This window comes from Spiribacter onubensis (assembly GCF_040838425.1).
In the GTDB taxonomy this organism is placed as follows: domain Bacteria; phylum Pseudomonadota; class Gammaproteobacteria; order Nitrococcales; family Nitrococcaceae; genus Spiribacter; species Spiribacter onubensis.
Genome location: NZ_JBAKFI010000002.1, coordinates 180354 through 201756, shown reverse-complemented (window position 1 = coordinate 201756; position 21403 = coordinate 180354). Strand labels below are relative to the sequence as shown.

At 65.3% G+C, this 21403-nt stretch carries 22 protein-coding genes and 1 tRNA gene; 17 read left to right on the top strand and 6 right to left on the bottom strand.

Annotated features, from left to right (window positions below; translation table 11 throughout):
• Positions 1-90: 90 nt before the first annotated feature.
• The gene (locus V6X63_RS04395) at positions 91-999 is read left to right on the top strand and encodes a hypothetical protein (protein WP_367967392.1); all 909 of its coding nucleotides are present in this window, start codon (positions 91-93) and stop codon (positions 997-999) included.
• Here V6X63_RS04395 and V6X63_RS04390 read toward each other — a convergent pair.
• A complete protein-coding gene (locus V6X63_RS04390) occupies positions 969-1772 on the bottom strand; it encodes a class I SAM-dependent methyltransferase (protein ID WP_367978226.1) in 804 nt (267 codons plus the stop codon). The two genes, V6X63_RS04395 and V6X63_RS04390, sit on opposite strands and share 31 nt — an antisense overlap.
• Positions 1773-1800: 28 nt before the next feature.
• Between V6X63_RS04390 and V6X63_RS04385 the strand changes: the two genes are divergently transcribed.
• From V6X63_RS04385 to V6X63_RS04360, 6 genes are all read left to right on the top strand, one after another.
• On the top strand, positions 1801-3600 hold the full coding sequence (locus V6X63_RS04385) for a PHA/PHB synthase family protein (protein WP_367978225.1): 1800 nt from the start codon (positions 1801-1803) through the stop codon (positions 3598-3600).
• Positions 3593-4084: a 5-(carboxyamino)imidazole ribonucleotide mutase gene (purE, locus tag V6X63_RS04380; RefSeq protein ID WP_367978224.1), complete on the top strand. Its 492-nt coding sequence runs from the start codon at positions 3593-3595 to the stop codon at positions 4082-4084. The genes V6X63_RS04385 and purE overlap by 8 nt, the downstream gene beginning before the upstream one ends.
• On the top strand, positions 4081-5220 hold the full coding sequence (locus V6X63_RS04375; RefSeq protein ID WP_367967385.1) for a 5-(carboxyamino)imidazole ribonucleotide synthase: 1140 nt from the start codon (positions 4081-4083) through the stop codon (positions 5218-5220). The genes purE and V6X63_RS04375 overlap by 4 nt, the downstream gene beginning before the upstream one ends.
• A 41-nt stretch (positions 5221-5261) precedes the next feature.
• Positions 5262-6155, top strand: coding sequence for a recombination-associated protein RdgC (locus V6X63_RS04370; RefSeq protein ID WP_367978223.1), 894 nt, complete (start codon positions 5262-5264; stop codon positions 6153-6155).
• A 276-nt stretch (positions 6156-6431) separates the two neighbouring features.
• Positions 6432-7385: a sulfurtransferase gene (locus V6X63_RS04365; protein WP_367978222.1), complete on the top strand. Its 954-nt coding sequence runs from the start codon at positions 6432-6434 to the stop codon at positions 7383-7385.
• 13 nt (positions 7386-7398) lie between these two features.
• A complete protein-coding gene (locus tag V6X63_RS04360; protein ID WP_367978221.1) occupies positions 7399-8610 on the top strand; it encodes a YeeE/YedE family protein in 1212 nt (403 codons plus the stop codon).
• Positions 8611-8731: 121 nt separating this feature from the next.
• Here the strand turns inward: V6X63_RS04360 and V6X63_RS04355 are convergent, their stop codons facing one another.
• The 3 genes from V6X63_RS04355 to V6X63_RS04345 form a co-directional block, all read right to left on the bottom strand.
• A complete protein-coding gene (locus tag V6X63_RS04355) occupies positions 8732-9757 on the bottom strand; it encodes a histone deacetylase family protein (protein ID WP_367978220.1) in 1026 nt (341 codons plus the stop codon).
• Positions 9758-9831: 74 nt separating this feature from the next.
• Positions 9832-10098, bottom strand: coding sequence for a hypothetical protein (locus V6X63_RS04350; protein WP_367967378.1), 267 nt, complete (start codon positions 10096-10098; stop codon positions 9832-9834).
• 186 nt (positions 10099-10284) lie between these two features.
• Positions 10285-10361: transfer RNA gene (locus V6X63_RS04345), tRNA-Arg, on the bottom strand.
• Positions 10362-10470: 109 nt separating this feature from the next.
• Here V6X63_RS04345 and V6X63_RS04340 point away from each other — a divergent pair.
• Entirely contained in the window at positions 10471-10980 is a 510-nt protein-coding gene (locus V6X63_RS04340) for a c-type cytochrome (protein WP_367967376.1), read from the top strand.
• 25 nt (positions 10981-11005) lie between these two features.
• Here V6X63_RS04340 and V6X63_RS04335 read toward each other — a convergent pair whose 3' ends face one another.
• A complete protein-coding gene (locus V6X63_RS04335) occupies positions 11006-13009 on the bottom strand; it encodes a cation:proton antiporter domain-containing protein (protein ID WP_367967375.1) in 2004 nt (667 codons plus the stop codon).
• Positions 13010-13039: 30 nt separating this feature from the next.
• A complete protein-coding gene (locus V6X63_RS04330; RefSeq protein WP_367978219.1) occupies positions 13040-14305 on the bottom strand; it encodes a D-amino acid dehydrogenase in 1266 nt (421 codons plus the stop codon).
• Between the two features lie 211 nt (positions 14306-14516).
• Here V6X63_RS04330 and V6X63_RS04325 point away from each other — a divergent pair, with 211 nt between their 5' ends.
• The 9 genes from V6X63_RS04325 to urtA all read left to right on the top strand — a co-directional run bounded on the left by V6X63_RS04325 (position 14517) and on the right by urtA (position 21338).
• Positions 14517-14828 (top strand): hypothetical protein, encoded by a 312-nt coding sequence (locus tag V6X63_RS04325; protein WP_367978218.1) that lies wholly within the window; start codon positions 14517-14519, stop codon positions 14826-14828.
• 14 nt (positions 14829-14842) lie between these two features.
• Positions 14843-15682: an urease accessory protein UreD gene (locus tag V6X63_RS04320; protein ID WP_367978217.1), complete on the top strand. Its 840-nt coding sequence runs from the start codon at positions 14843-14845 to the stop codon at positions 15680-15682.
• Between the two features lie 9 nt (positions 15683-15691).
• Positions 15692-16027, top strand: a complete 336-nt coding sequence (locus V6X63_RS04315) for an urease subunit gamma (RefSeq protein WP_367978216.1) — start codon at positions 15692-15694, stop codon at positions 16025-16027.
• Positions 16024-16332 (top strand): urease subunit beta, encoded by a 309-nt coding sequence (locus V6X63_RS04310; protein WP_367978215.1) that lies wholly within the window; start codon positions 16024-16026, stop codon positions 16330-16332. Before V6X63_RS04315 ends, V6X63_RS04310 begins: the two co-directional genes overlap by 4 nt.
• On the top strand, positions 16329-18032 hold the full coding sequence (gene ureC, locus V6X63_RS04305; RefSeq protein ID WP_367978214.1) for an urease subunit alpha: 1704 nt from the start codon (positions 16329-16331) through the stop codon (positions 18030-18032). Before V6X63_RS04310 ends, ureC begins: the two co-directional genes overlap by 4 nt.
• A gap of 9 nt (positions 18033-18041) precedes the next feature.
• Positions 18042-18506: an urease accessory protein UreE gene (gene ureE / locus V6X63_RS04300; RefSeq protein ID WP_367978213.1), complete on the top strand. Its 465-nt coding sequence runs from the start codon at positions 18042-18044 to the stop codon at positions 18504-18506.
• Positions 18499-19179, top strand: coding sequence for an urease accessory protein UreF (locus tag V6X63_RS04295; protein WP_367978212.1), 681 nt, complete (start codon positions 18499-18501; stop codon positions 19177-19179). Before ureE ends, V6X63_RS04295 begins: the two co-directional genes overlap by 8 nt.
• A 25-nt stretch (positions 19180-19204) precedes the next feature.
• The gene (ureG, locus tag V6X63_RS04290) at positions 19205-19831 is read left to right on the top strand and encodes an urease accessory protein UreG (protein ID WP_367978211.1); all 627 of its coding nucleotides are present in this window, start codon (positions 19205-19207) and stop codon (positions 19829-19831) included.
• A 193-nt stretch (positions 19832-20024) separates the two neighbouring features.
• Positions 20025-21338: an urea ABC transporter substrate-binding protein gene (gene urtA / locus V6X63_RS04285; protein ID WP_408022303.1), complete on the top strand. Its 1314-nt coding sequence runs from the start codon at positions 20025-20027 to the stop codon at positions 21336-21338.
• Positions 21339-21403 lie beyond the last annotated feature (65 nt).

The window sequence follows — 21403 nt, the reverse complement described above, 5'->3', positions numbered from 1 at the left end:
CCCGATGCCGTCCGCGGCATCGGGCCCTTCTTTTTTGGATTGACGCATTCCGGGATGACCACGACCGGCCCGCAAGGTCACAATGGAACGATGGATCCGATCGCTGCCGAACGTCGTCACCGCGCTTTCCTCGCCACGGCGCAGCTGCGCTACGCATGGCAGTTCCGTCAACGCGGGTGCGCCGGGGTGGATGATCCGGTGGCGGTGGATGTGCCGCCGGGCTGGTACGGGCCGCTTGAGCGGCTTTTCGAACAGGTGGAGCAGGTTCTGCCCGCCGCCGAGCGCGGCGGATTCCGCTGGCGAAGGCTGCGTTCCCGACAGGGCGTTCTTGAGGTTGCTTACGACGGCGTGAGGGAATCCGTCTCGCCGCTGGTGGCCACGGCTCGCGAGACAGCGGCGGTCACCTGCGAGCGCTGTGGTCGTCCCGGCGCCCGACGGGAGGTCGCCGGCAGCCATGCGGTCAGTTGCAGGCGGTATTACCTCGACCGGCTGCTGTCCCGACATCCCGGCGGGGAAACCGGTGTGCGTCAGTGGTGGGCTACGCCACAGCCTGGACTGGGTGGGCGCAGTCCGGCAGCCGTCGTTCAGAACGGCGCGCCGCCGGAGGTGCTCATCGAACAGGCGCTGCGTCTGGCCATGCCGGCCACACCACGGCTCAATGGCGCACATCGGCAGAGGCTGCAGGGAGTGTGGCCGGTGTTGAGCGAGGCCTTCGGTGATGGGCTGCGCAGTCTGCGGCTGGCCGAGTTCGATCCCGCTCGGGGGCCGGGCGCGACACTGATCGGTCTTATGGCGGGTGAGGCTGATTCTCCTGCCCAGGCCGCTGCCGTCAACCGGCTCGCCCGCAACGGCTTCAGTGACCTGCGCCTGCGCCTCGTCGGGCAGCGGGATCTGGCCCGTCCGGCCCGGGCCAGCGATCCGTGGTCCTGTATGCTGGCTGTTGAAGCGTCAGTCACCATCCCCCGTCATCAGCCCAGCCTCCCGCCGTTCGCCCGGTAGACGTCGAAGCGCGTGCTACGCCCGGTCAGCTGGTAATCCGGTGCAATGCCGGCGAGTGCCGGTGCGTGTCGGTGGCGTTTGACCACGACCCGTTCACGCGCTGCCTCCCTGGCCGCCTGGAACAGCTCGTCGTCGCTTTCCGGCTGGCCCAGCAGTGCCTGTAGGAGAGTGAGTTCCTTGCCAGCGGCCGCCCGCCGGCGACCCGCATACATCGGGTCGAGATAGACCGTGTGCGGCGTGTCGTCGGCCCCGCGGTCGCGCAGCCACTGAGTCGCATCGACATGGACGGGCGTCATGCGCGAGACGATATCCGCCGCGCCTCCGCTCCCGGCCCGTCGCAATCCGTCGACGAGCAACGCATACACCACCGTAGAGCGCTCCAGCAGGGTAAGTCGCGCGCCCGCTGCGGCAAGAACGAACGCGTCCCGGCCCAGTCCGGCGGTGGCATCGACGATCCGCGGGCAAGATCCGGCGCCGACCCCGCAGGCGCGGGCAATGGATTCACGCTGGTGGCCTTGTCTCGCCATGCGAAAGCCCTGTGCGCCGCGGAGGAATTCGGCCCGCATGCAGACCGGCGGGCGTCCCGCGCGGCAGAGGGCGAGGCCCTTGCTGTCCACGCTGAGATAGAGGCCGTCGCGGGGCGGCGTATCAACGGGAGCAGCCGCCAGCCGATGGTCGACGGTGCGCAGGCTCGCCGGATCGGCATCGGCGGCGGCCACCAGCGGCAGGTAAGTTTGTGGCGCTTTGTCGCAGTGCCGTATGATCTTTCCCACCCATTCGCGCCCGGAGGCGATACGCATCATGACTGACACCAAGAATACCGAAGTGCCGGACGTCGATCCCAACGAGCTCACGCGCTCGCTGACCGAGATTGCCGGTCGCAGCCAGCAGCTGGTCAAGGATTTCCTGGCCCGCCAGGAGTCGGGCCAGCAGCTTTCCATGGATGACGCGTTGCACATGAGCAAGCTCTTCCAGGATCTCTATGCCCGCCTGATGGCCGATCCGGTTCAGCTGGTGCAGGCGCAGATGTCATTCTGGCAGGACTACATGTCCCTGATGCAGAACCAGACACTGCGAATGATGGGTGTCGAAAGCGAGCCCGTGCGCGAGCCGGCCAAGGGCGACAAGCGCTTCGCTCACGAGGGCTGGGAGGAGAATCCCTTTTTCGATTTCGTCAAGCAGTCCTACCTGCTCACCGCGGATTATCTCCACCATACGGTGAACAATGTCGAGGGACTCGACGAAAAGACCCAGCGCAAGATCGACTTCTACACCCGGCAGTTCATCAGCGCCACGTCCCCTTCAAACTTCCTTGCCACCAATCCTGAAGTGCTTGAGCGGACCGTTGAGACCCGCGGCCAGAATCTCCTGGATGGGCTGAACAAGCTGCTGGAGGACCTCGAGCGGGGCAACGGCACGCTCAAGATCCGTCAGACCCACCCCGAGGCCTTCGAGGTTGGCAAGGACCTCGCGGTGACGCCGGGTAAAGTGATCTATCAGAATGAACTGATGCAGCTCATCCAGTATGAGCCGGCCACCGAGCAGGTCGCCCGGCGGCCGCTGCTGTTCGTTCCGCCCTGGATCAACAAATACTACATCCTCGATCTGCGCCCCAAGAACTCGCTGGTCAAATGGCTGGTGGAGCAGGGCTACACGGTGTTCGTGATCTCCTGGTGCAACCCGGATGCCGAACTCGCCGAGAAGCAGTTCGAGGACTACATGAAAGAAGGCCCGCTGGCGGCCCTCGACGCGGTTGAGCAGGCCATCGGCGAGCGTGATGTCAATATCATCGGCTACTGCCTGGGCGGGACGCTGCTGGCCTCGACTCTGGCGTGGATGGCCGAGCGCGGCGAAGGGGGGGTGAACAGCGCCACCTTCCTCACCACGCTGCTCGACTTCGACAGTCCCGGCGAGCTTGAGGTCTTCATCGACGAGGAGCAGTTGCAGTCGCTCGAGAAGCAGATGAACGAACGCGGCTATCTGGCCGGCAATCAGATGGCCTCGACCATGTCCAGCCTGCGCTCGAACGACCTGATCTGGTCATTCTTCGTCAACAACTATCTCAAGGGCGAGGATCCATTCCCATTCGATCTGCTGTTCTGGAATCAGGATTCCACGAACATGCCCGCCCGCATGCATGCGTTCTACCTCCGCAACATGTACCTGGAGAACAGGCTGAAGGAGCCGGGCGGCATCACCCTTGACGGGATACCCATCGACCTCGGCAAGGTCGATGTGCCGTCCTACTTCGTCTCCGCCAAGGAGGATCACATCGCGCCGTGGCATGCCTGTTACCGTGGCTCGCGACTGCTGGGCGGGCGCACGCGCTTCGTGCTTGGTGGCTCGGGCCACATCGCCGGCGTGATCAATCCGCCCGAGAAGCAGAAGTACGGTTATTGGCTCAACGGGCGTAACCCCAAGGATCCCGATGCCTGGTTCAATGGTGCCAAGCATCATGAGGGCTCGTGGTGGCTGGACTGGGTCAGTTGGTTACAGCCCAAGCGTGGCGGGGAGGTGCCGGCACGCACCCCGGGCGACGGCAACCTCAAGCCCATCGAGGACGCGCCGGGCCATTACGTACGGGAGCCCAGCAATGGTTGATGACGCGCCGCGGGTGGGCATCATCATGGGCAGTCGATCCGACTGGGAGACCATGGCCCATGCCGACACGCTGCTGAAAGACTTCGGTGTGCCGCATGAGTGTCGAATCGTGTCGGCCCACCGGACGCCGGCGCGCATGAACGAATACGCCGAGACCGCCAGGGCACGGGGACTGAAGGCCATCATCGCCGGCGCCGGGGGGGCCGCGCACCTTCCCGGCATGGTCGCTGCACAGACCACCGTCCCCGTACTCGGCGTCCCGGTCCAGAGCCGTGCATTGAAGGGGCTGGATTCTCTGCTCTCCATTGTTCAGATGCCCGGTGGCGTGCCCGTGGCGACATTTGCGATCGGTGAGGCCGGTGCGCGCAATGCCGCGCTTTTCGCCGTCTCCATGCTGGCGAGCGAGGATGACGGACTCGCCGGACGGCTCGAGGCCTACCGTGCGGCACAGGCGCGCAAGGTGATCGAGGACGAACTGCCTTGAGCCGACCGATTCTCCCTGGTGCCACCATCGGTATCCTGGGCAGCGGGCAGCTTGGCCGCATGCTTGCCCAGGCGGCCCGTGGCATGGGTTATCGGGTCGCCACCCTCTCTCCCGGGACCGACACCCCCACGGGGCAGATTGCCGATCATGAGGTGGTGGCCGACTACGACGATCTGGATGCGATCGCGTCATTCGCCCGCGATGTGGATGTGGTCACTTTCGAGTTCGAGAACGTCGCCTCCGCTGCCACCGACGTTGCGGCCCGCCATGCGCCGGTCCGCCCGCGGGGCGAGGTGCTGCACGTAACGCAGAACCGGTTGCGCGAGAAGCGGGTCTTGGCCGCGGCGGGACTGCCGACTGCGCCGTTCGAGGCAGTGGATGAATTCCGGGGGCTGGAGGCGGCGGTCGCACGCATCGGCACGCCCTGTATCCTCAAGACCGCCGGTTTCGGATACGACGGCAAGGGGCAGGTGCGGATCGATGCCGGCACTGAGCTGGAGTGGGCCTGGCAGGCCATGGCGGGTGGTCCGGCGGTCCTTGAGGGTTTTGTGGATTTCGAGGCTGAGCTCTCGGTGGTCGCGGCGCGTGGGCTCGACGGTGAGCTGGTGGATTTCGGCCTGATCGAGAATCGGCATGCCGATCACATTCTGGACGTGTCGATCGCTGACATGCCGGTGGGCGAGGCGCTGGAAGACGACGCGCGACAGATCGCCGCGACGGTCATGGAAGCCCTTGATGTGGTCGGTGTGCTCTGTGTCGAGCTGTTTCTCACGCGTGACGGCAAGCTTCTCGTCAATGAGCTTGCGCCCCGACCCCATAACTCGGGCCATCTGACCATCGAGGGCTGCCCAAGCAGCCAGTTCGACCAGCAGCTGAGAGCGGTATGCGGTTTGCCCCTCGGTGACACGCTAAGGAAGGCACCAGTGGCCATGGCCAATCTGCTGGGTGATCTCTGGGAGGGCGGCGAGCCCGACTGGGTCGCTGCCCTGTCCGATCCGGCCGTGAACCTGCATCTATATGGAAAGGCAGCGGCTCGTCCCGGCCGCAAGATGGGTCACCTGACCGCTTTCGGGACGGATCGCGACGATGCGATGCGCCGCGTCATGGTGGCCCGCTCGGTATTGAAGGGCGCGTGACGCCTCCAGTCCCCTCCTGCTAAAGGAAACTTCGACGAACAATGTGGTTTCGCAATCTCTGCGTTTATCAATTGGCGGATGCCTTCAGTCTTGACGCCGCGCGGCTTGAGGACCGACTCAGCGCCGGCATCTTTCATCCGGTCGGTGGCCATGATCCTGAATCCCGCGGCTGGGTCCCTCCACTGGAATCCGGCGGGGAGCAGCTCGTCCATGCCTCGGGGCAGCGGCTGATGGTCTGTCTGCAGACCGAGACCCGGGTATTGCCGCCGGCGGTGGTCCGCGAAAATGTCGACGCCCGCGTGGCCGAGCGGGAGGAGTCGATGGGAAGGCCGCTCGGCCGCCGCGAGAAAGCCCGGCTGAAGGAAGAGGTGACGTTGGATCTGTTGCCGAGAGCCTTCACCCGGAGCAAGCGCTCTTATGCCTATCTGGATCTGGAAGGCCGCTGGCTGGTCGTCGACGCTGCAGGCTGGCGCGAGGCGGAGTTACTGACCGACGACCTGCGGGCCCTGCTCGGCAGCCTGCCGATCCGGCCCTTGCAAACTGAAAGCGCACCTCATCAGGTGATGACCGAATGGCTCGCGCATGATCGCTTTCCATCAGATATCGAGCCCGGGGAGGAGGCGGTCTTCGAGGATCCGGGAACCGAGGGCGCCGAGGTTCGCTGTAAGCGTCAGGACCTGCGCAGCGGCGAGATTCGTGGCCATATCAAGGCGGGCAAGCGGGTGCGCCGGCTGGCGCTGACCTGGGATGGCCGTATCGACGCGGTGCTGGATAGCGACCTGTCGATCAAGCGGCTCCGGTTTACCGACGTGGTTCAGAGTGACGCCGACGACAGAGAGGCAGAGACAGCGGCGGAACGGTTCGACGCCGATTTCGCCATCATGACGGGCGAGTTGGCACGCTTTCTACCGCGACTGATCGCGTGGTTCGGGTAGGGCATCCGGGACATTGCCCGTGACTCGGGCAAAAAAAAGCCGACGCTGTGGCCGGCCAAGAGGAGGAGAGTCTGTACGGGGCCATCGCCCCGGAATTGTGTCAATAATAAGTAACAACTTTCGGGCGAGGAATAGCCACCGCGGATGACCACCTGTGAATGCGCGGACTAAATGCATTTATAATCTTTTGTTCTATCGATAAATCCAATCCGTCCTTAAGGCAGCTAAAAATTCCGATAGGCTGTCGTCCCTAAGATCACAGACCGGGGTACAGCCATGTCCATCACGCGTCGTTCCATTATCGCCGCCGGCTTTGCAGGCGTGCTGGCCGCCACCACGGCCCAGGCCGGGCCCGAAGCAGGGCCGCTCGTCGAGCCGCGCTGGCTCTCCGAGCATCTGGACGACCCCGATGTCGCCGTACTGGATGTGCGTTCGGCGATTGACGGAACGGATGCCGCGGGATTCGCGGCTGGTCATATCCCGGGGGCGGCATATGCCAGTTATACGGGTGCCGGCTGGCGCGTGGCGGACGGGCCCGTGCCCGGCAAGCTGCCCTCGGTGGATCGGCTGGAGGCGCTGATCGGCTCGCTCGGCGTGGACAACGACGACACGGTGGTTGTCGTCCCGGCGGGCGTCGGGTCGACGGACTTCGGGAGTGCCGCCCGGGTCTACTGGACCCTGAAATACCTGGGGCATGAGGACGTCACGATTCTCAATGGGGGCTACCGTGCCTGGGTAGATGCCGGTGGTGCGGTCGCCACGGGTGAGGCGACCGTCACCCCGGCAACGTTCAATGCGGAGTTGCAACCCGAACTGCTGGCGGACACCGCGGACGTGGCCAATGCCGGATCGGGCGGCAGCCAGCTCGTCGACGCCCGCCCGGCCGCCCAGTATGCCGGTCAGGCGAAGCATCCGGCGGCGCGTGCCGCGGGCACGATTCCTGGCGCCGCCAGCCTGGAAGAGCGGTTACTGGTGGAGCAGGGGACGGCAACCTTCATCGATACCGATGAAGTGAACCGTCTCATCGAGTTGGCGGGCATTGAGCGGAACGGTCCGGTGGTCTCTTTCTGCAACACCGGTCATTGGGCGGCGACTGCCTGGTTTGCGCTCTCGGAGGTCGGCGGGCTTGAGGATGTGGCGCTCTACGACGGCTCGATGACCGAGTGGACGCAGGACCCGGCCCGGCCGCTCGTTCAGGGTCAGCAGGCACTCAGTCAGCTTTTGCAGTAAGCCCTGACCGTCGATGAGCACCCTCGCCGAGGCGATTAATGGAGAGACCATACGGGATCAGCCGTCCCGTCCCCGCATTGACCGGTTCGTGGTCGGCGTGGCCGCTATCGGGGCGCTCGTCCTCGGTGGACTGATCTGGCAGGTTGGTTCGCCGCGCCTCGTCTGGCTTTACATGATCGGCGGCGGGCTGGGGGTGGCGCTCTATCACGCGGCATTCGGCTTTACCGCGGGCTGGCGGAATTTTATCGTCCACCGTCGCAGCCGCGGCCTGCGGGCACAGCTCCTGCTGCTGTCCGCCGCGTCCGTCCTTTTCATCCCGGTCATCGCGGGTGGTTACGCCAACGGTGCGATTGCACCAGTAGGCGGCTACATCGTGCTCGGAAGCTTTCTATTCGGCCTCGGCATGCAGCTGGGCGGAGGCTGCGGCTCGGGCACGCTGTTTACCGTGGGTGCAGGCAATCGGCGCATGCTCATCACGTTGGCCGCCTTCATCGCCGGATCGGTGCTTGGCACCCTTCATCTGCCCTGGTGGCTCGACGGCCCCGGTCTTGGTCCGATGGATCTGGCGGCATCACTGGATCCACTGGGCGGGGTGCTGCTCCAGGTCAGTGTACTGCTTGCGCTTGCCTGGGTTCTCTCAGCGGTCGAGCGGGACCGTCACGGCCATGTCGAGAAGCTGTCTCTCCGTCCCGAGGGCCGTTGGTGGCAGACGCTGATCACCGGCGGGTGGCCGCTGCTCTGGGGCGTCATCGCGCTGACAGGGCTTGGTCTGCTCACGCTGCTGGTCTCCGGGGCGCCCTGGGGGATCACCTTCGCTTTCGCCATCTGGGGCGCGAAGGCGCTGGATGCGCTGGGGATTGACATGTCGCAGTTCACTTACTGGAGCTGGCCTTATCCAGCCCAGGCACTGGAACAGAGCGTTCTGGTGAACGTGACATCGGTGATGGCCCTGGGCCTGCTGTTTGGCGCCATGATCGCCGCCGGTCTTGCCGGCCGTTTCAACGCCGGCAGTCAGAACCGGCTGGGCCCGCGCAACATCTCTGCGGCGGTGATCGGCGGGCTGTGCATGGGCTATGGTGCGCGACTCGCCTTCGGCTGCAACATCGGCGCCTTCTTCAGTGGGATCGCCTCGGGCAGCCTGCATGGCTGGATCTGGTTCGCCTTCGGTTTCCTCGGTTCCATCGTGGGGGTGGCGCTGCGCCCACGGTTCGGGATGGGCAACTGACATGGCCGGCCAGCGTCCGCCCTACAGCCGTCTGGCGCTGCTCATCACGGTGGCGGCGGTTGTGGTGCTGGTGGCACTGGATTATCTGGCCAGCACCACCACCTGACCGGTAAGCCGGGCTTTACCCGATGTCCTTCAATAGACCGCCCAGCAGGGCCTCTGTGTTGTCTGCCAGGCTATCGTAGTGGTACCCGCCTTCCTGTATGACCACGGTCGGCAGGGCCAGCGCCCTGACCCGCGCGCCCAGCGTGCCGATATCCGCGGACTGGACGCCGATCTTGGCCTGTGGGTCTTCATGGTAGATATCGAAGCCGTTGGAGAACACCAGGGCGTCCGGTGAGAACAGCCGGATCGCCGCCAGGGCCTCGTCGAGCCGTGCGAAGAAGGCCTCCGCATCGGAGCCGTGGGGGAGTGGCATATTGATGTTGTAGCCGTAGCCAGCGCCCGTTCCACGCTCCTCCTCGAAGCCGCTCACCACCGGATAGAAATTAGTCGGGTCACCATGAATGGAGATGTAGAGCACGTCGTCGCGCTCGTAGAAGATCTCCTGTATGCCCTGGCCGTGGTGGACATCGGTGTCCAGTACAACGACCCTTGGGAAGCGTTCACGGAGGGCCTCCGCCGCGATTGCCGCATTGTTCAGATAACAGAATCCACCGGCGGCATCGACCCGGGCGTGATGGCCCGGCGGGCGACAAAGAGCGAAACTCACGCTGTCGCCGGCGAGGACGTCGTCCGCGGCTGACAGCGCCCCCTGAGCGGACCAGTAGGCCGCTTCCCAGGTGTGCTCGCCGACCGGACAGCTGCCGTCGGCCAGGTATCGCGCGGCCTCGGCGAGGATCCCGCGGAGCGGGTTGGGCGAGCGCACGAAGATATTCGACAGCACCTCGTCACCCCAGTCCTCCGGCATGGCCTTCCAGCGTCGATGGCAGGATTCCAGAAAACGCAGGTAGCCCAGGTCATGGACGCGGCTGATCGGCTGGATGCCATGGTCATTGACATCCGCTATCTGCACGCCGGAACGCTCCAGTCCGGCACGGATATGGCCGGTGCGCTCGGGAATTTCCTGCGGCGCCCGCATCTGGCCCCGCGTGAAATAGGTGCGGGGATGATGGAGATCCTGGCGGCTGTCGAAGTACGCTTTCACGATGGCGGTTTCCTGCAAGGTTATGGGCTGAGCTCGTCGACAGATTACCAGTGCAATCCACCCGCGGCATATGCTCAGGCATGGGTCTCGCGGATCAGCGCCAGCAGCCCCTGCAGCGGGTGGGGCAACTCCCTGCCTGACAGGCGTCTGACCTGGCTACGGCACGAGTAACCGGTCGCCAGCAGTCGTCCGTGATTCAATGGCGCCTCGACGACATCACGCCAGGACTGGCCATAGATCGTCCGCGAGGTTTCGAGGTTGCGGGGGTCATGGCCGGCGAGGTCAGGGATATCCAGTTCCGCGAGATGACTGCCAAGCCATCCCGGCAGCAGTGAGACCACGGGTGTCGCCGCTTCGCTATACGCCAGCGCGGATCACCCGCCCGCCGCCGGCGCGACAGACGGGATGCGGCCGATCATGTCTTCTAATCCGCTGATGACGGTCATATCCGTTCAAGCATCGCGGCGGGCACGCTCGATTTTTGCACGTGCTTTACACGGATATCCGTTCGACATGATGTCGGGAATTGGCGCGCCCGGCAGGAGTCGAACCTGCGACCTTCGGCTTCGGAGGCCGACGCTCTATCCAGCTGAGCTACGGGCGCGACACAGCGCACAGTCTACCGCTTGCGGACGAAGTGGCATACCCCCAGTTTGCCGGCCCGGGCAATGCCGCTATACTCCTGCCCAGTTTGAAAAATTGAGGATAGTCAAGTGAGCGCTGAGCAGGACAGTGTCTTCGTTCGTAACTTCGCCCTGGTGATTGCCGGCCTCGTCGGCGTCACCATACTGCTCATCGTGATCGCGAACTCCATGTTCGGCGACGAGGATCCGGCGCGTCAGGAGCTCGCCGAGGAACGGGCTGCCGCCAATCTGGAGCGTCCGTTCGCGGTCCGTCTGAGTGGTGAGCCGGCACCTGCCATCGCCTCGGCAGAAGATTCGGCAGATGCCGGAGGCGTCACCGAGGTGCGCAGCGGCGAACAGGTCACACAGGCGGTCTGCATTGCCTGTCATCAGGGCAATTTCCTCAATGCTCCCGGCATCGGGGATACCGAGGGCTGGAGTGCGCGCATCGACAAGGGCTGGGAAACCCTGACCATCAATGTGGTCAACGGTTACGGGAACATGCCCGCCCAGGGCGGCGCCGCCAGCGAAGAGGAAATCCGTGCGGCGATCGAGTGGATGATCGAGGATCAGTCCGGTCTGGAGATTCCCGAGTCCTGACCGGCCGTCCGCCGGTGGGGCGGTCTCAGGCCCGTCCCGCCGCGGCGGTCTCCGACTCTCCGCCCAGCAGCATGTGCTCCGCATGCTCCAGCGCCTCGGGGTTGCCGTAGAGCACCAGGACATCGCCGTCCCGCAGAACCGTTCCCGGGTCGGGCTGGGGGCCGCGGATACCGCCGCGACGAACCGCGGTGACCGTCACGCCGATCTCCTCCAGATGGACGTCAACCAGCCGCTTGCCAATGGCGCTGGCCTTGCCGGTGAGGGTTACGGCATGAAGCTGCTCGCGGAAGCGTCCGGCCTTCTCCATGTCAACCCGCTCGGCTCCATGGAAGTAGCCCTTCAGCAGGCGATAGCGATCCCCCCGCACTTCGCGCACCTTTCGGAACACCCTCGCCATGGGCACACCCAGCAGGGCAAGGACGTGCGATGTGAGCATGAGGCTTGCTTCCAGGACTTCCGGCACCACCGCGGTGGCGCCCGCTTCCTCGAAACGCTCGATCCACCGGTCATCACGTGTTCGGACCAGGACCGGGATATCGGGCCGCTCGGCACGGGTGCGCTCAAGTACCTTGAGCGTGGTGCCCGGGCTGTCGAAGCTCAGCACCACCATGCGCGCCCGGCCGAGGCCTGCTGCGTCGAGTATTTCGCGACGTTCGCAATCACCGTAGCTGACCGGCTCGCCGGCGCTTCTCGCCTCTTGTACCCGCTCCGGATCGAGGTCGAGGGCGATGTACGACAATCCCTCCTGATCAAGGAAGCGACCGATGTTCTGGCCGGTTCGCCCATAGCCGCAGAGGATGACATGGTCCGATAACGGGTCGGCGACGCGGGTTACGTCCGATTCCGCCTTTACCGGATCCACCGGGCTCCGCGGTGAGCCCAGTACGCGCTCGACCAGGCGATCGTTGTGCCGGATCAGCAGCGGTGCGGCCACCATGCTGACCACAATGGCCGCCAGCACCAGCTGGCTGTTCTGTGGTGTCATGAGATCGTCGCTGATGGCCAGCGCGATGAGGGCGAAGCCGAATTCGCCCCCATTGGCGAGAATGAGGGCGGTGCGTCCAGCCTCTCTTGGCGGATCAACGCTGCGCGCGATGCTGTAGACCAGCGCCAGCTTGACCAGCATCATTCCGCCCGCGATGAGAAGCACCCAGTGGAGCCCCGCCAGCAATACGGGCAGGTCGATGACCATGCCCACCGTAATGAAGAAAAACCCCAGCAGGACGTCGCGGAACGGACGGATATCCGCATCGATCTGATGGCGATATTCCGTCTCACCCAGCATGATCCCGGCAAGGAAGGCACCCAGGGCCAGCGAGAGGCCCGCGAGATAGGTGGCCCAGGCCGCTGCGATGGCAATCAGCAGAACGGTCAGGGTGAAGAGTTCGTTGGAGCGCGCCCGGGCCACCTCGTGGAAGATCGGCCGCAGGGCCTTGCGGCCGATCCAGACCATCGCGGCGAAAACGGCGATGCCCTTGAGCAGCGAGATGCCGAGTTCCGTGCCCAGTGAGTGATTGCTGTCGCCGGCGAGGATGGGGATGGCAATCAGCAGGGGCACGACCGCCAGATCCTGGAACAGCAGTACGCCGACGGCGCGACGGCCATGCCGTGTATGGATCTCGAGCTGTTCGGTCAGCTGCTTGGTGACAATGGCCGTGGATGACAGCGCCAGTGCACCGCCCAGAACGATGCCGATCTCCGGGGATCCGGTGAGCCACCAGGCGACGAGACCGAAAAGTATGAGGGATGCCAGGACCTGGCCGGCGCCGAGAACGCCCACGGACCAGCGCATGGCGTGCAGCTGGGGGAACGAGAACTCCAGCCCGATGGTGAACAGCAGGAACACGACCCCGAATTCGGCGAGCAGGTGCGTGCCCTCGGTTTCCTGCAGGAGGCCAAGGGCCGAGGGGCCGATCGCCATGCCCACGGCCAGATAGCCGATGATGGGTGGCAGCGAAAGACGCCGAAACAGTGCAACCACCACCACGGATGCAGCCAGCAGGATAAGAATGCTGTGCAGTCCGTGCATGTCTCCCTCGCTTGCCCCCGTGTTCAGCGCCTAGCCGTATCGATCCAGCGTGAGCCCCGTCGTATCGATCGCGGGCACCCGGCCACTGATCATATCAGCAACCACGCGGCCGGCTCCGGCGGCGAAGGTCCAGCCCAGATGGCCGGCCCCCGTGTTGAGGTAGAGCCCGGGGGTGCCGCTCTCGCCGAGAATCGGCGGCCCATCCATGGTCATCGGGCGCAGACAGGCCCAGCGGTCCGCCGTGGCCGTATCCACTTCCGCTGCCAGCGCGGGGAAATTGGCAAGGCCCTGGCGCAGGACGGTCTCCACCCTGTTCGACCGGACCTGCTTGTCGTAGCCGGCGAACTCTGCCGTACCGGCGATGCGCAGCTGATCGCCCAGTCGCGTGATCACCACCTTGCGTCCGTCGTCAATGATGGGCAGGTGGGGCGCGCCCGCCAGCCCGGCGACGGGCAATGTCGCGGAGTAGCCCTTCACCGGCCGGATTGGCAGGCGTACGCCCGCCTGACTGGCCAGATGTGGCGCTTCGGCGCCGGTGGCCAGTACGAACCCGTCGGCCTCGATGGTGCCGGTGTCGGTCTCGATGGAATGCATCCGGCCGTCGCGGCGATTCAGTTGCCGGACTGATTCGCCGAGTCGCAGATCGAGGCCGCGTTGAGCGGCAAGGGCCCCCAGGCGCTGGCAGAACAGCCGCGCATCGCCGCTGGCGTCATCCGGATAGTAAAAGCCGCCACTCAGGTCGCGTTCAATGCCCGCCAGTGCCGGCTCGCGTTCGACGACCTGCTTTGGCCCCAGCGCTTCGTGCCTGACCCCGGCTGTCGTGGCCATGAGCATGCTGTCGGCACGGGCTTTCTCGAGTTCCTCCGCGCTGCGGAAGATCTTGAGTATGCCTGCATGCCGCTGGGTGTAGTCGATCGCGATCCGCTGCTCGAGCTCACGCATCAGGGCGAGGCTGTACACGGCGAGGCGTGCGTTGACCGCCGTATTGCGGGCGTGATGCCGAGCCCGGCTGTAACGCAGGAACCCCAGGCCCCAGCCGGCGAGGCGGGGTATTTCCCGGGGGCGCAGCAGCAGCGGCGAATCCTCCCGGCCGATCCAGCGCAGGAACTGACCGATCGCCCGCGGCGTGTTCCATGGCTCGGCATGACTGGCGTGCAGCATGGCGCCGTTGGCGTGACTTGCCTCCGACGCCAGCTCCTCGGCCCGATCCACCAGCGTCACCGAGTGGCCCTCGTCCAGCAGATACCAGGCCGTGGTCACACCGACCAGGCCGCCACCAATCACCGTGATATGCACGCAGCCTCCTCGAAAAGCCGCCGTGAATTTGTCCCCGCTTCGATTTGGGGCGTCGCGCCGCTCAGGCGATCCGCGATGGTGCATGACGTCCGTCCGGTCTCGGTGCGGAGCGCACCGCTATCGTGCAAGCGTCTGTTTCTTCCCCAACTTTCCAATATGGCACGGGCCTTGCTCAAGGGTTGCCGGGTCCGAGGCAACTGAAAAGGAAGCGATGATGAAGCTGCGATCCATTCTCCCGACTCTGGGCATGCTATTCGCCCCGGGGTTGGCCGCCGCCCATGCCACCGGCGGCATCGATCATGGCCCAATGCTACTGCATTGGCACGAAGCGCACTCGGGGCTGGTGCTTGGCATTCCGGCATCCACGCTCGGAATCGCGATGCTCGCGCTCGCCGCCCTTTCCCTTGCCGTCGGCGTCGGCCGGTTCATCACCCGACGCGCATGCTCGGGGCTGATCACCTTGGGTAGCCTTTCGGCAGCCCTGGCGCTGGCGGGTTCCGGGCTGGTCCTCGGCATCGTCTGATGGGCGTTGTTGCCATGGAGAAGACGCCCGCCCGCTCTCGGCGAAGGGGCTGGCAGGCGAAGCTCCGGCTTGGCTACACCGCGCATGGCCACCGATCGGTGGTCAGCGATCGTCGCCATGAGGGTCCGCTGCGCGTCCAGCGACCATTCCATCCCGAGGGGGCGCCCTGTCACAGCTATCTGCTGCATCCGCCCGGCGGCGTCGTCGGAGGGGATGAACTCGATGTAGGCATCGACGTGGGGGCCAACGCCTGGGCGGTGATCACCAGCCCGGGTGCGACCAAGTTCTATCGCAGTCTCGGCGGCGAGGCCCGGGTCGAGCAACGGATCCGCATCGCCCCGGGCGGCGTTATGGAGTGGTTCCCCCAGGAGCAGATCGCCTTCCCCGGAGCGATCGTCTCGTCACGGACATGTTTTGAACTGGCGCCCGGCGCCCATGTGCTCGGCTGGGAGCTGAACTGCTTCGGACGCCCCGCCAGTACCCAGCCATTCGATTATGGCCGTTTCCGCCAACGCCTGGAGGTCTGGCGGGGGGATACACCGGTGCTGCTTGAACATGCGCGACTCGATGGCGGCGGCTCGGTCATGACCGCGCCATGGGGGCTTGGCGGGCATCAGGCGATGGCAACGCTGGTGGCCTCGCCGGCCACTGCGGATGACGTCATGGCCCTGCGTGAGGCGCTGGTCGGTGTACCGGGCGAGGTGGCGGTTACCCGCCTTGACGACCTGCTGGTCCTGCGGTGGCGGGGCCCGGGCGCCCTGGAGGGCTACCAGCTCCGGGCGATGGCGTGGACGGCTCTGCGTCCGCGGTTGCTCGATCGACCGGTCTGTCCGCCACGTATCTGGAATACCTGAGGAGACCTGATGGAACTGACACCACGCGAGAAGGACAAGCTGATGCTTGCCACGGCCGCCATGGTCGCCGAACGGCGCCTGCAGCGCGGCGTGAGGCTGAACTATCCCGAGGCCATGGCGTATATCGCCAACGCCATCGTCGAAGGTGCCCGTGACGGCCGTACCGTCGCCGAACTGATGAGCGAGGGTACCCGTCTTCTGGATCGATCCCAGGTCATGGACGGTATTCCCGAGATGCTCAGGGAGGTGCAGGTCGAGGCCACATTCCCCGATGGCACCAAGCTGGTCACCATCCATGACCCCATCGCCGAGACGGGGCCCGTCCTGCAGGAGGTCCGCTCATGATTCCCGGCGAGATTCTCACCGACCCCGGTGAAATCGAGATCAATCGCGACCGCGACCGAATCACGCTGCGGGTCGCCAACACCGGCGACCGCCCCGTGCAGGTCGGCTCGCACTATCACTTCCATGAGGTGAACCCCGCGCTGTCCTTCGACCGCGAGGCGGCGGTGGGCTATCGCCTGGATATCGCCGCGGGGACGGCGGTTCGCTTCGAGCCGGGCCAGTCCCGCGACGTCCAGCTGGTCGCCTATGCCGGCGCGCGCCGGGTGTATGGGTTCCGCGGTCAGATCATGGGAGAGCTGTCATGACGTCCATTCCACGCGACGCCTATGCCGAGATGTACGGGCCCACCCAGAGCGACCGGGTACGTCTGGGGGATACGGCGCTGATCATTGAGGTCGAACGCGACCACACGCGCTATGGCGATGAGGTGAAATTCGGTGGTGGCAAGGTCATCCGCGACGGCATGGGCCAGAGCCAGGCGGCCGGTCATGCGGCGGTGGATCTTGTCATCACCAACGCCGTCATCCTGGATTATCGTGGCGTCATCAAGGCCGACATCGGTATCCGCGATGGCCGGATCGCCGGTATCGGCAAGGCCGGCAATCCGGACACCCAGCCGGGCGTTGATATCGTGGTGGGTCCGGGTACCGAGGTGCTTGCCGCCGAGGGCAGCATCGTGACGGCCGGCGGTATCGACGCCCATATCCACTTCATCTGTCCCCAGCAGATTGAAGAGGCACTGATGTCCGGAGTGACCACCATGCTGGGCGGTGGAACCGGTCCGGCCACTGGCACCAACGCCACCACCTGTACACCCGGCGTATGGAACATCGAGCGAATGCTGGAGGCGGCGGATGCCTTTCCGATGAACCTGGGGTTCATGGGCAAGGGCAACGCGAGTCTCCCGGATTCCCTGCACGAGCAGATCGCGGCCGGTGCCATGGGGCTCAAGCTGCATGAGGACTGGGGTACCACGCCGGCTGCCATCGACAACGCCCTCACCGTGGCGGACGAGCACGACATCCAGGTGGCCATTCATACCGACACGCTGAATGAATCGGGATTCGTCGAGGACACCATTGCCGCGTTCAAGGGGCGCACCATCCACACCTACCATACGGAGGGCGCCGGCGGCGGTCACGCACCGGATATCATCCGTGCCTGCGGCGAGAGCAATGTACTGCCGTCGTCCACCAACCCCACCCGGCCCTACACCCGCAACACCATTGATGAGCATCTCGACATGCTCATGGTCTGTCATCACCTCGACCCGGCGATCCCGGAGGATGTGGCGTTCGCCGAGTCGCGCATCCGCCGCGAGACGATTGCCGCCGAGGACATATTCCATGACCGCGGGGCGTTCTCGATGATCGCATCGGATTCCCAGGCGATGGGTCGGGTCGGCGAGGTCATTTCCAGGACCTGGCAGACGGCGCACAAGATGAAGGTCCAGTTCGGTCCCCTCGCCGAGGATAACGACCGCAACGACAACGTCCGGGCCCGGCGCTTCGTGGCCAAATACACGATCAACCCGGCCATTGCCCATGGCATCTCGCATGAGGTGGGCTCCGTGGAGGCGGGCAAGCTGGCGGATCTGGTGCTCTGGAAGCCGGCCTTCTTCGGCGCCAAGCCTGGCGTCATCGTCAAGGGGGGATTGATCGCCGCCGCCCCCATGGGAGATCCCAACGCCTCGATCCCGACCCCCCAGCCGGTGCACTACCGCGGCATGTTCGGCGCCTACGGCGGAGCCGTGGGCCGAACCTCGGTGACTTTCTGTTCGCGGGTTGCCGTGGAGGCGGGCGTCGCCGAGCGGCTCGGCCTCGCCAAGCGGGCGATCGCAGTGGCCGGTTGCCGCAGCATCGGCAAGCAGGACATGAAGCTCAACGACTGGCAGCCGGAGGTCAGCGTCGACTCGCAGACCTATGAGGTGCGGGCCGATGGCGAACTGCTGACCTGCGAGCCGGCAGAGGTCGTTCCGCTGGCACAGCGCTATTTCCTGTTCTAGGGGTTGGGCATGCTTGAGTTTGAGACACGCATTGATGAGTTGGCGGAGGACACGCCCGTGGAGGGGGTCCTGGTGCTCACCATTGCCCAGCGTGAGCGGACGCGGTTCCGTGCCACGCTCACCGATGGCCGTGAGGCGGGCGTGCTGCTCCCGCGTGGCGGCCCGGTGCTTCGCCATGGCGACAGGCTCGCCGACGCCGAGGGGCGGGTGGTCCGGGTCGAGGCGGCGCCTGAGCCGGTCAGTACCGTCCACGACGAGGATCCCTGGCAGCTGATGCGGGCCGCCTATCACCTGGGCAACCGGCATATGCCGCTGGAAATCGGCCGGCGTTGGCTGCGTTACCGGCGGGATCATGTGCTCGATGAGATGGTCAGGGGGCTCGGCCTGTCCGTGATCCATGAGGATCGACCGTTCCAGCCCGAGGCCGGGGCCTATGGCCACGGCCATGGTCATGCGCATCACCACCATGAATGACTTGACCGCCATCGGCGAGCTGAGACTCTGGCAGCTGATCAGCCCATCACTGCCGGTGGGTGCCTATGCCTATTCCGCCGGCCTGGAGACAGCGATCGAATCGGGTTGGGTCGCCGACACCGAGAGTCTGCAGCAGTGGGTGGGCGGGCAGCTTGAGGCGGGACTTGCCGGTCTCGATCTGCCCGTCCTTCGCCGTCTCCATCGGGCCTGGGCACAAGGGGATGATCATGCCGTGACCGCATGGACCACCCGTTTGCTGGCGTCCCGGGAGAGTGCCGAGTTGAGGGCCGAGGATATCCAGATCGGCCGGGCCCTCGCCCGTCTGCTGGACGGGCTCGGCATCGAATCGGCGGCGGTGCTCGACCGGCGTCATGCCGTCAGCTTCGCGACTGCCTTCGCGCTGGCGGCGCATGCCTGGGGTATCCCCGTGGACGTGGCCTGCCGGGCCTATGCCTGGGCATGGTGCGAGAACCAGGTGGCGGCCGCGATCAAGCTGATCCCGCTTGGCCAGAGCGATGGACAGCGTGCCCTCGCCGTCATTGCCGAGGCCATTCCGGGCGCCGTCGACTCGGCCACCGCAGTCCCTGACGAGGAAATCGGCGCGACCACGCCCGGCCTCGCAATGGCGAGTAGCTGGCATGAAACCCAGTACACACGACTTTTCCGCAGCTGAATCACCGAAAACGGAGCTTCACGTCATGATCAAGCATGCATCCCCTCTGCGCGTAGGCATCGGCGGGCCGGTGGGCTCGGGCAAGACGGCGCTTACATTGGCGCTGTGTCGGGCCCTGCGCGATCGCCTGTCCATCGCGGTCGTCACCAACGACATCTACACCCGCGAGGATGCCGAGTTCCTCGCCCGCCATGAGGCGCTTCCGGCCGGCCGGATCGTTGGTGTGGAGACGGGAGGATGTCCGCACACCGCGATTCGCGAGGATGCCTCCATGAACCTCACTGCAGTGGCCGATCTACAGCAGCAGTTCCCCGATCTCGACGTGGTGTTCATCGAAAGCGGCGGGGATAACCTCTCGGCGACCTTTTCCCCGGAGCTATCCGACCTGACCGTCTACGTCATCGATGTCTCGGCGGGCGACAAGATCCCCCGCAAAGGCGGTCCGGGCATCACACGCTCGGACCTGCTGGTGATCAACAAGACCGACCTGGCCCGGCAGGTGGGGGCATCCCTAGAGGTCATGGACCGGGACAGTCGCCGCATGCGCGGTGAGGCCCCCTTCCTGATGACCAGCATCGCCGGGGGGGAAGGAGTCGAGGCCGTCATCGATTTCATCCTTCGGGAAGGAATGCTGAGCGAGGCGGTGGCCTGAGCCGCACCAGATTTGTGAATCGGCGCTGTGCATTGCACCACCCGAGGGAGGGGGAGCGGAGCCCACCCCTCCGTCACCATCGCCATAGGGCATGGCCGGGGACTCTGCGGAGTTGGCACGCATGCTGCAAAGCAACAGTGACGGTCCGCGATATGGCGGCCGGAATCTTCCACTGACAGGGGGTTAACCGATGATGAATCTCAATACGCTACGTCGCCGGGTGGTGACGACGGCCGCGGCCGGGGCACTGGCGCTGAGCGGTCTGGCCGGCGGTAACGCGGTGGCGCAGGACGACCCGATCAAGGTCGGCGTGCTGCATTCGCTGTCGGGCACCATGGCGATCAGCGAGACTGCACTCAAGGAAACCATCGAGATTCTGGTCGAGCAGCAGAACGAGGAGGGCGGGCTGCTCGGGCGTGAACTCGAGACCGTGGTGGTCGATCCCGCCTCGGACTGGCCGCGCTTTGCCGAGCAGGCGCGTCAGCTGCTTGAGGATGACGAAGTCGACGTGGTGTTCGGCACCTGGACCTCGGTATCCCGCAAGTCGGTGCTGCCGGTGTTCGAGGAGCTCAACGGACTGCTGTTCTATCCGGTCCAGTACGAGGGTGAAGAGTCGTCCGAGAATGTCTTCTACCTCGGAGCGGCTCCCAACCAGCAGGCCATTCCCGCCGTGGACTATCTCATGGACGAGGTCGGCGTGGAGCGCTGGGCCCTGCTCGGCACCGACTATGTCTACCCGCGCACCACCAACAAGATCCTCGAGCAGTACCTCATGGATCACGGGGTGGCCGCCGAGGACATCATGATCAACTACACGCCCTTTGGTCACTCCGACTGGCAGAGCATCGTCTCCGAGGTCCGCGAATTCGGCAGCCAGGGCAAGAAGACCGCTGTGGTCTCCACCATCAACGGTGATGCCAATGTGCCGTTCTACACCGAGCTGGGTAACCAGGGCGTGTCGGCGGCGGATATCCCCGTGGTGGCCTTCTCGGTGGGTGAGCAGGAACTCGCCGGCATTGACGCCGAGCCGCTCGTGGGGCATCTCGCCGCGTGGAACTACTTCATGAGCGCGCCGACCCGGGAGAACCTCGAGTTCATTCAGGCCTGGCACGAGTTCAAGGGCGACACCGGTGCCGTGACCAACGATCCGATGGAGGCCCATTACATCGGCTTCAACATGTGGGTCGAGGCGGTTCGCCGGGCCGGCACGACGGACGTGGATGCAGTCAAGGAGGCCATCATTGGCGTGACGGTGCCCAACCTGACCGGCGGGTTCGCCACCATGATGCCCAACCATCATGTCACCAAGCCGGTCATGATCGGTGAGATCCAGCCCGACGGCCAGTTTGCGGTGGTCTGGGAGACAGCCGGCGAGGTGGCTGGTGACGCCTGGTCGGACTACCTGCCGGAGAGCGCCAACATCATCGCGAGCTGGCGTGAACCGCTGCTATGCGGCAACTACAACGTCGAGACCGGCGAGTGCTCCGGTCAGAACTACGGCGACTGAGCCGGCCGTTCGCCTCGATGTGAACGCATGCCCCGTCAGCCGGCGGGGCATGCCTTTCAGGAAAG

What these genes read in the sequence shown, in the direction of transcription:
- V6X63_RS04335 (WP_367967375.1), bottom strand. Translation starts at nt 13,009, where the DNA reads ATGCACGGACTGCACAGCATTCTTATCCTGCTGGCTGCATCCGTGGTG.
- V6X63_RS04325 (WP_367978218.1), top strand. Translation starts at nt 14,517, where the DNA reads ATGATGAAGCTGCGATCCATTCTCCCGACTCTGGGCATGCTATTCGCC.
- V6X63_RS04320 (WP_367978217.1), top strand. Translation starts at nt 14,843, where the DNA reads ATGGAGAAGACGCCCGCCCGCTCTCGGCGAAGGGGCTGGCAGGCGAAG.
- V6X63_RS04360 (WP_367978221.1), top strand. Translation starts at nt 7,399, where the DNA reads ATGAGCACCCTCGCCGAGGCGATTAATGGAGAGACCATACGGGATCAG.
- ureG (WP_367978211.1), top strand. Translation starts at nt 19,205, where the DNA reads ATGATCAAGCATGCATCCCCTCTGCGCGTAGGCATCGGCGGGCCGGTG.
- purE (WP_367978224.1), top strand. Translation starts at nt 3,593, where the DNA reads ATGGTTGATGACGCGCCGCGGGTGGGCATCATCATGGGCAGTCGATCC.
- V6X63_RS04310 (WP_367978215.1), top strand. Translation starts at nt 16,024, where the DNA reads ATGATTCCCGGCGAGATTCTCACCGACCCCGGTGAAATCGAGATCAAT.
- V6X63_RS04370 (WP_367978223.1), top strand. Translation starts at nt 5,262, where the DNA reads ATGTGGTTTCGCAATCTCTGCGTTTATCAATTGGCGGATGCCTTCAGT.
- V6X63_RS04365 (WP_367978222.1), top strand. Translation starts at nt 6,432, where the DNA reads ATGTCCATCACGCGTCGTTCCATTATCGCCGCCGGCTTTGCAGGCGTG.
- V6X63_RS04395 (WP_367967392.1), top strand. Translation starts at nt 91, where the DNA reads ATGGATCCGATCGCTGCCGAACGTCGTCACCGCGCTTTCCTCGCCACG.
- V6X63_RS04295 (WP_367978212.1), top strand. Translation starts at nt 18,499, where the DNA reads ATGAATGACTTGACCGCCATCGGCGAGCTGAGACTCTGGCAGCTGATC.
- V6X63_RS04315 (WP_367978216.1), top strand. Translation starts at nt 15,692, where the DNA reads ATGGAACTGACACCACGCGAGAAGGACAAGCTGATGCTTGCCACGGCC.
- urtA (WP_408022303.1), top strand. Translation starts at nt 20,025, where the DNA reads ATGAATCTCAATACGCTACGTCGCCGGGTGGTGACGACGGCCGCGGCC.
- ureC (WP_367978214.1), top strand. Translation starts at nt 16,329, where the DNA reads ATGACGTCCATTCCACGCGACGCCTATGCCGAGATGTACGGGCCCACC.
- V6X63_RS04385 (WP_367978225.1), top strand. Translation starts at nt 1,801, where the DNA reads ATGACTGACACCAAGAATACCGAAGTGCCGGACGTCGATCCCAACGAG.
- ureE (WP_367978213.1), top strand. Translation starts at nt 18,042, where the DNA reads ATGCTTGAGTTTGAGACACGCATTGATGAGTTGGCGGAGGACACGCCC.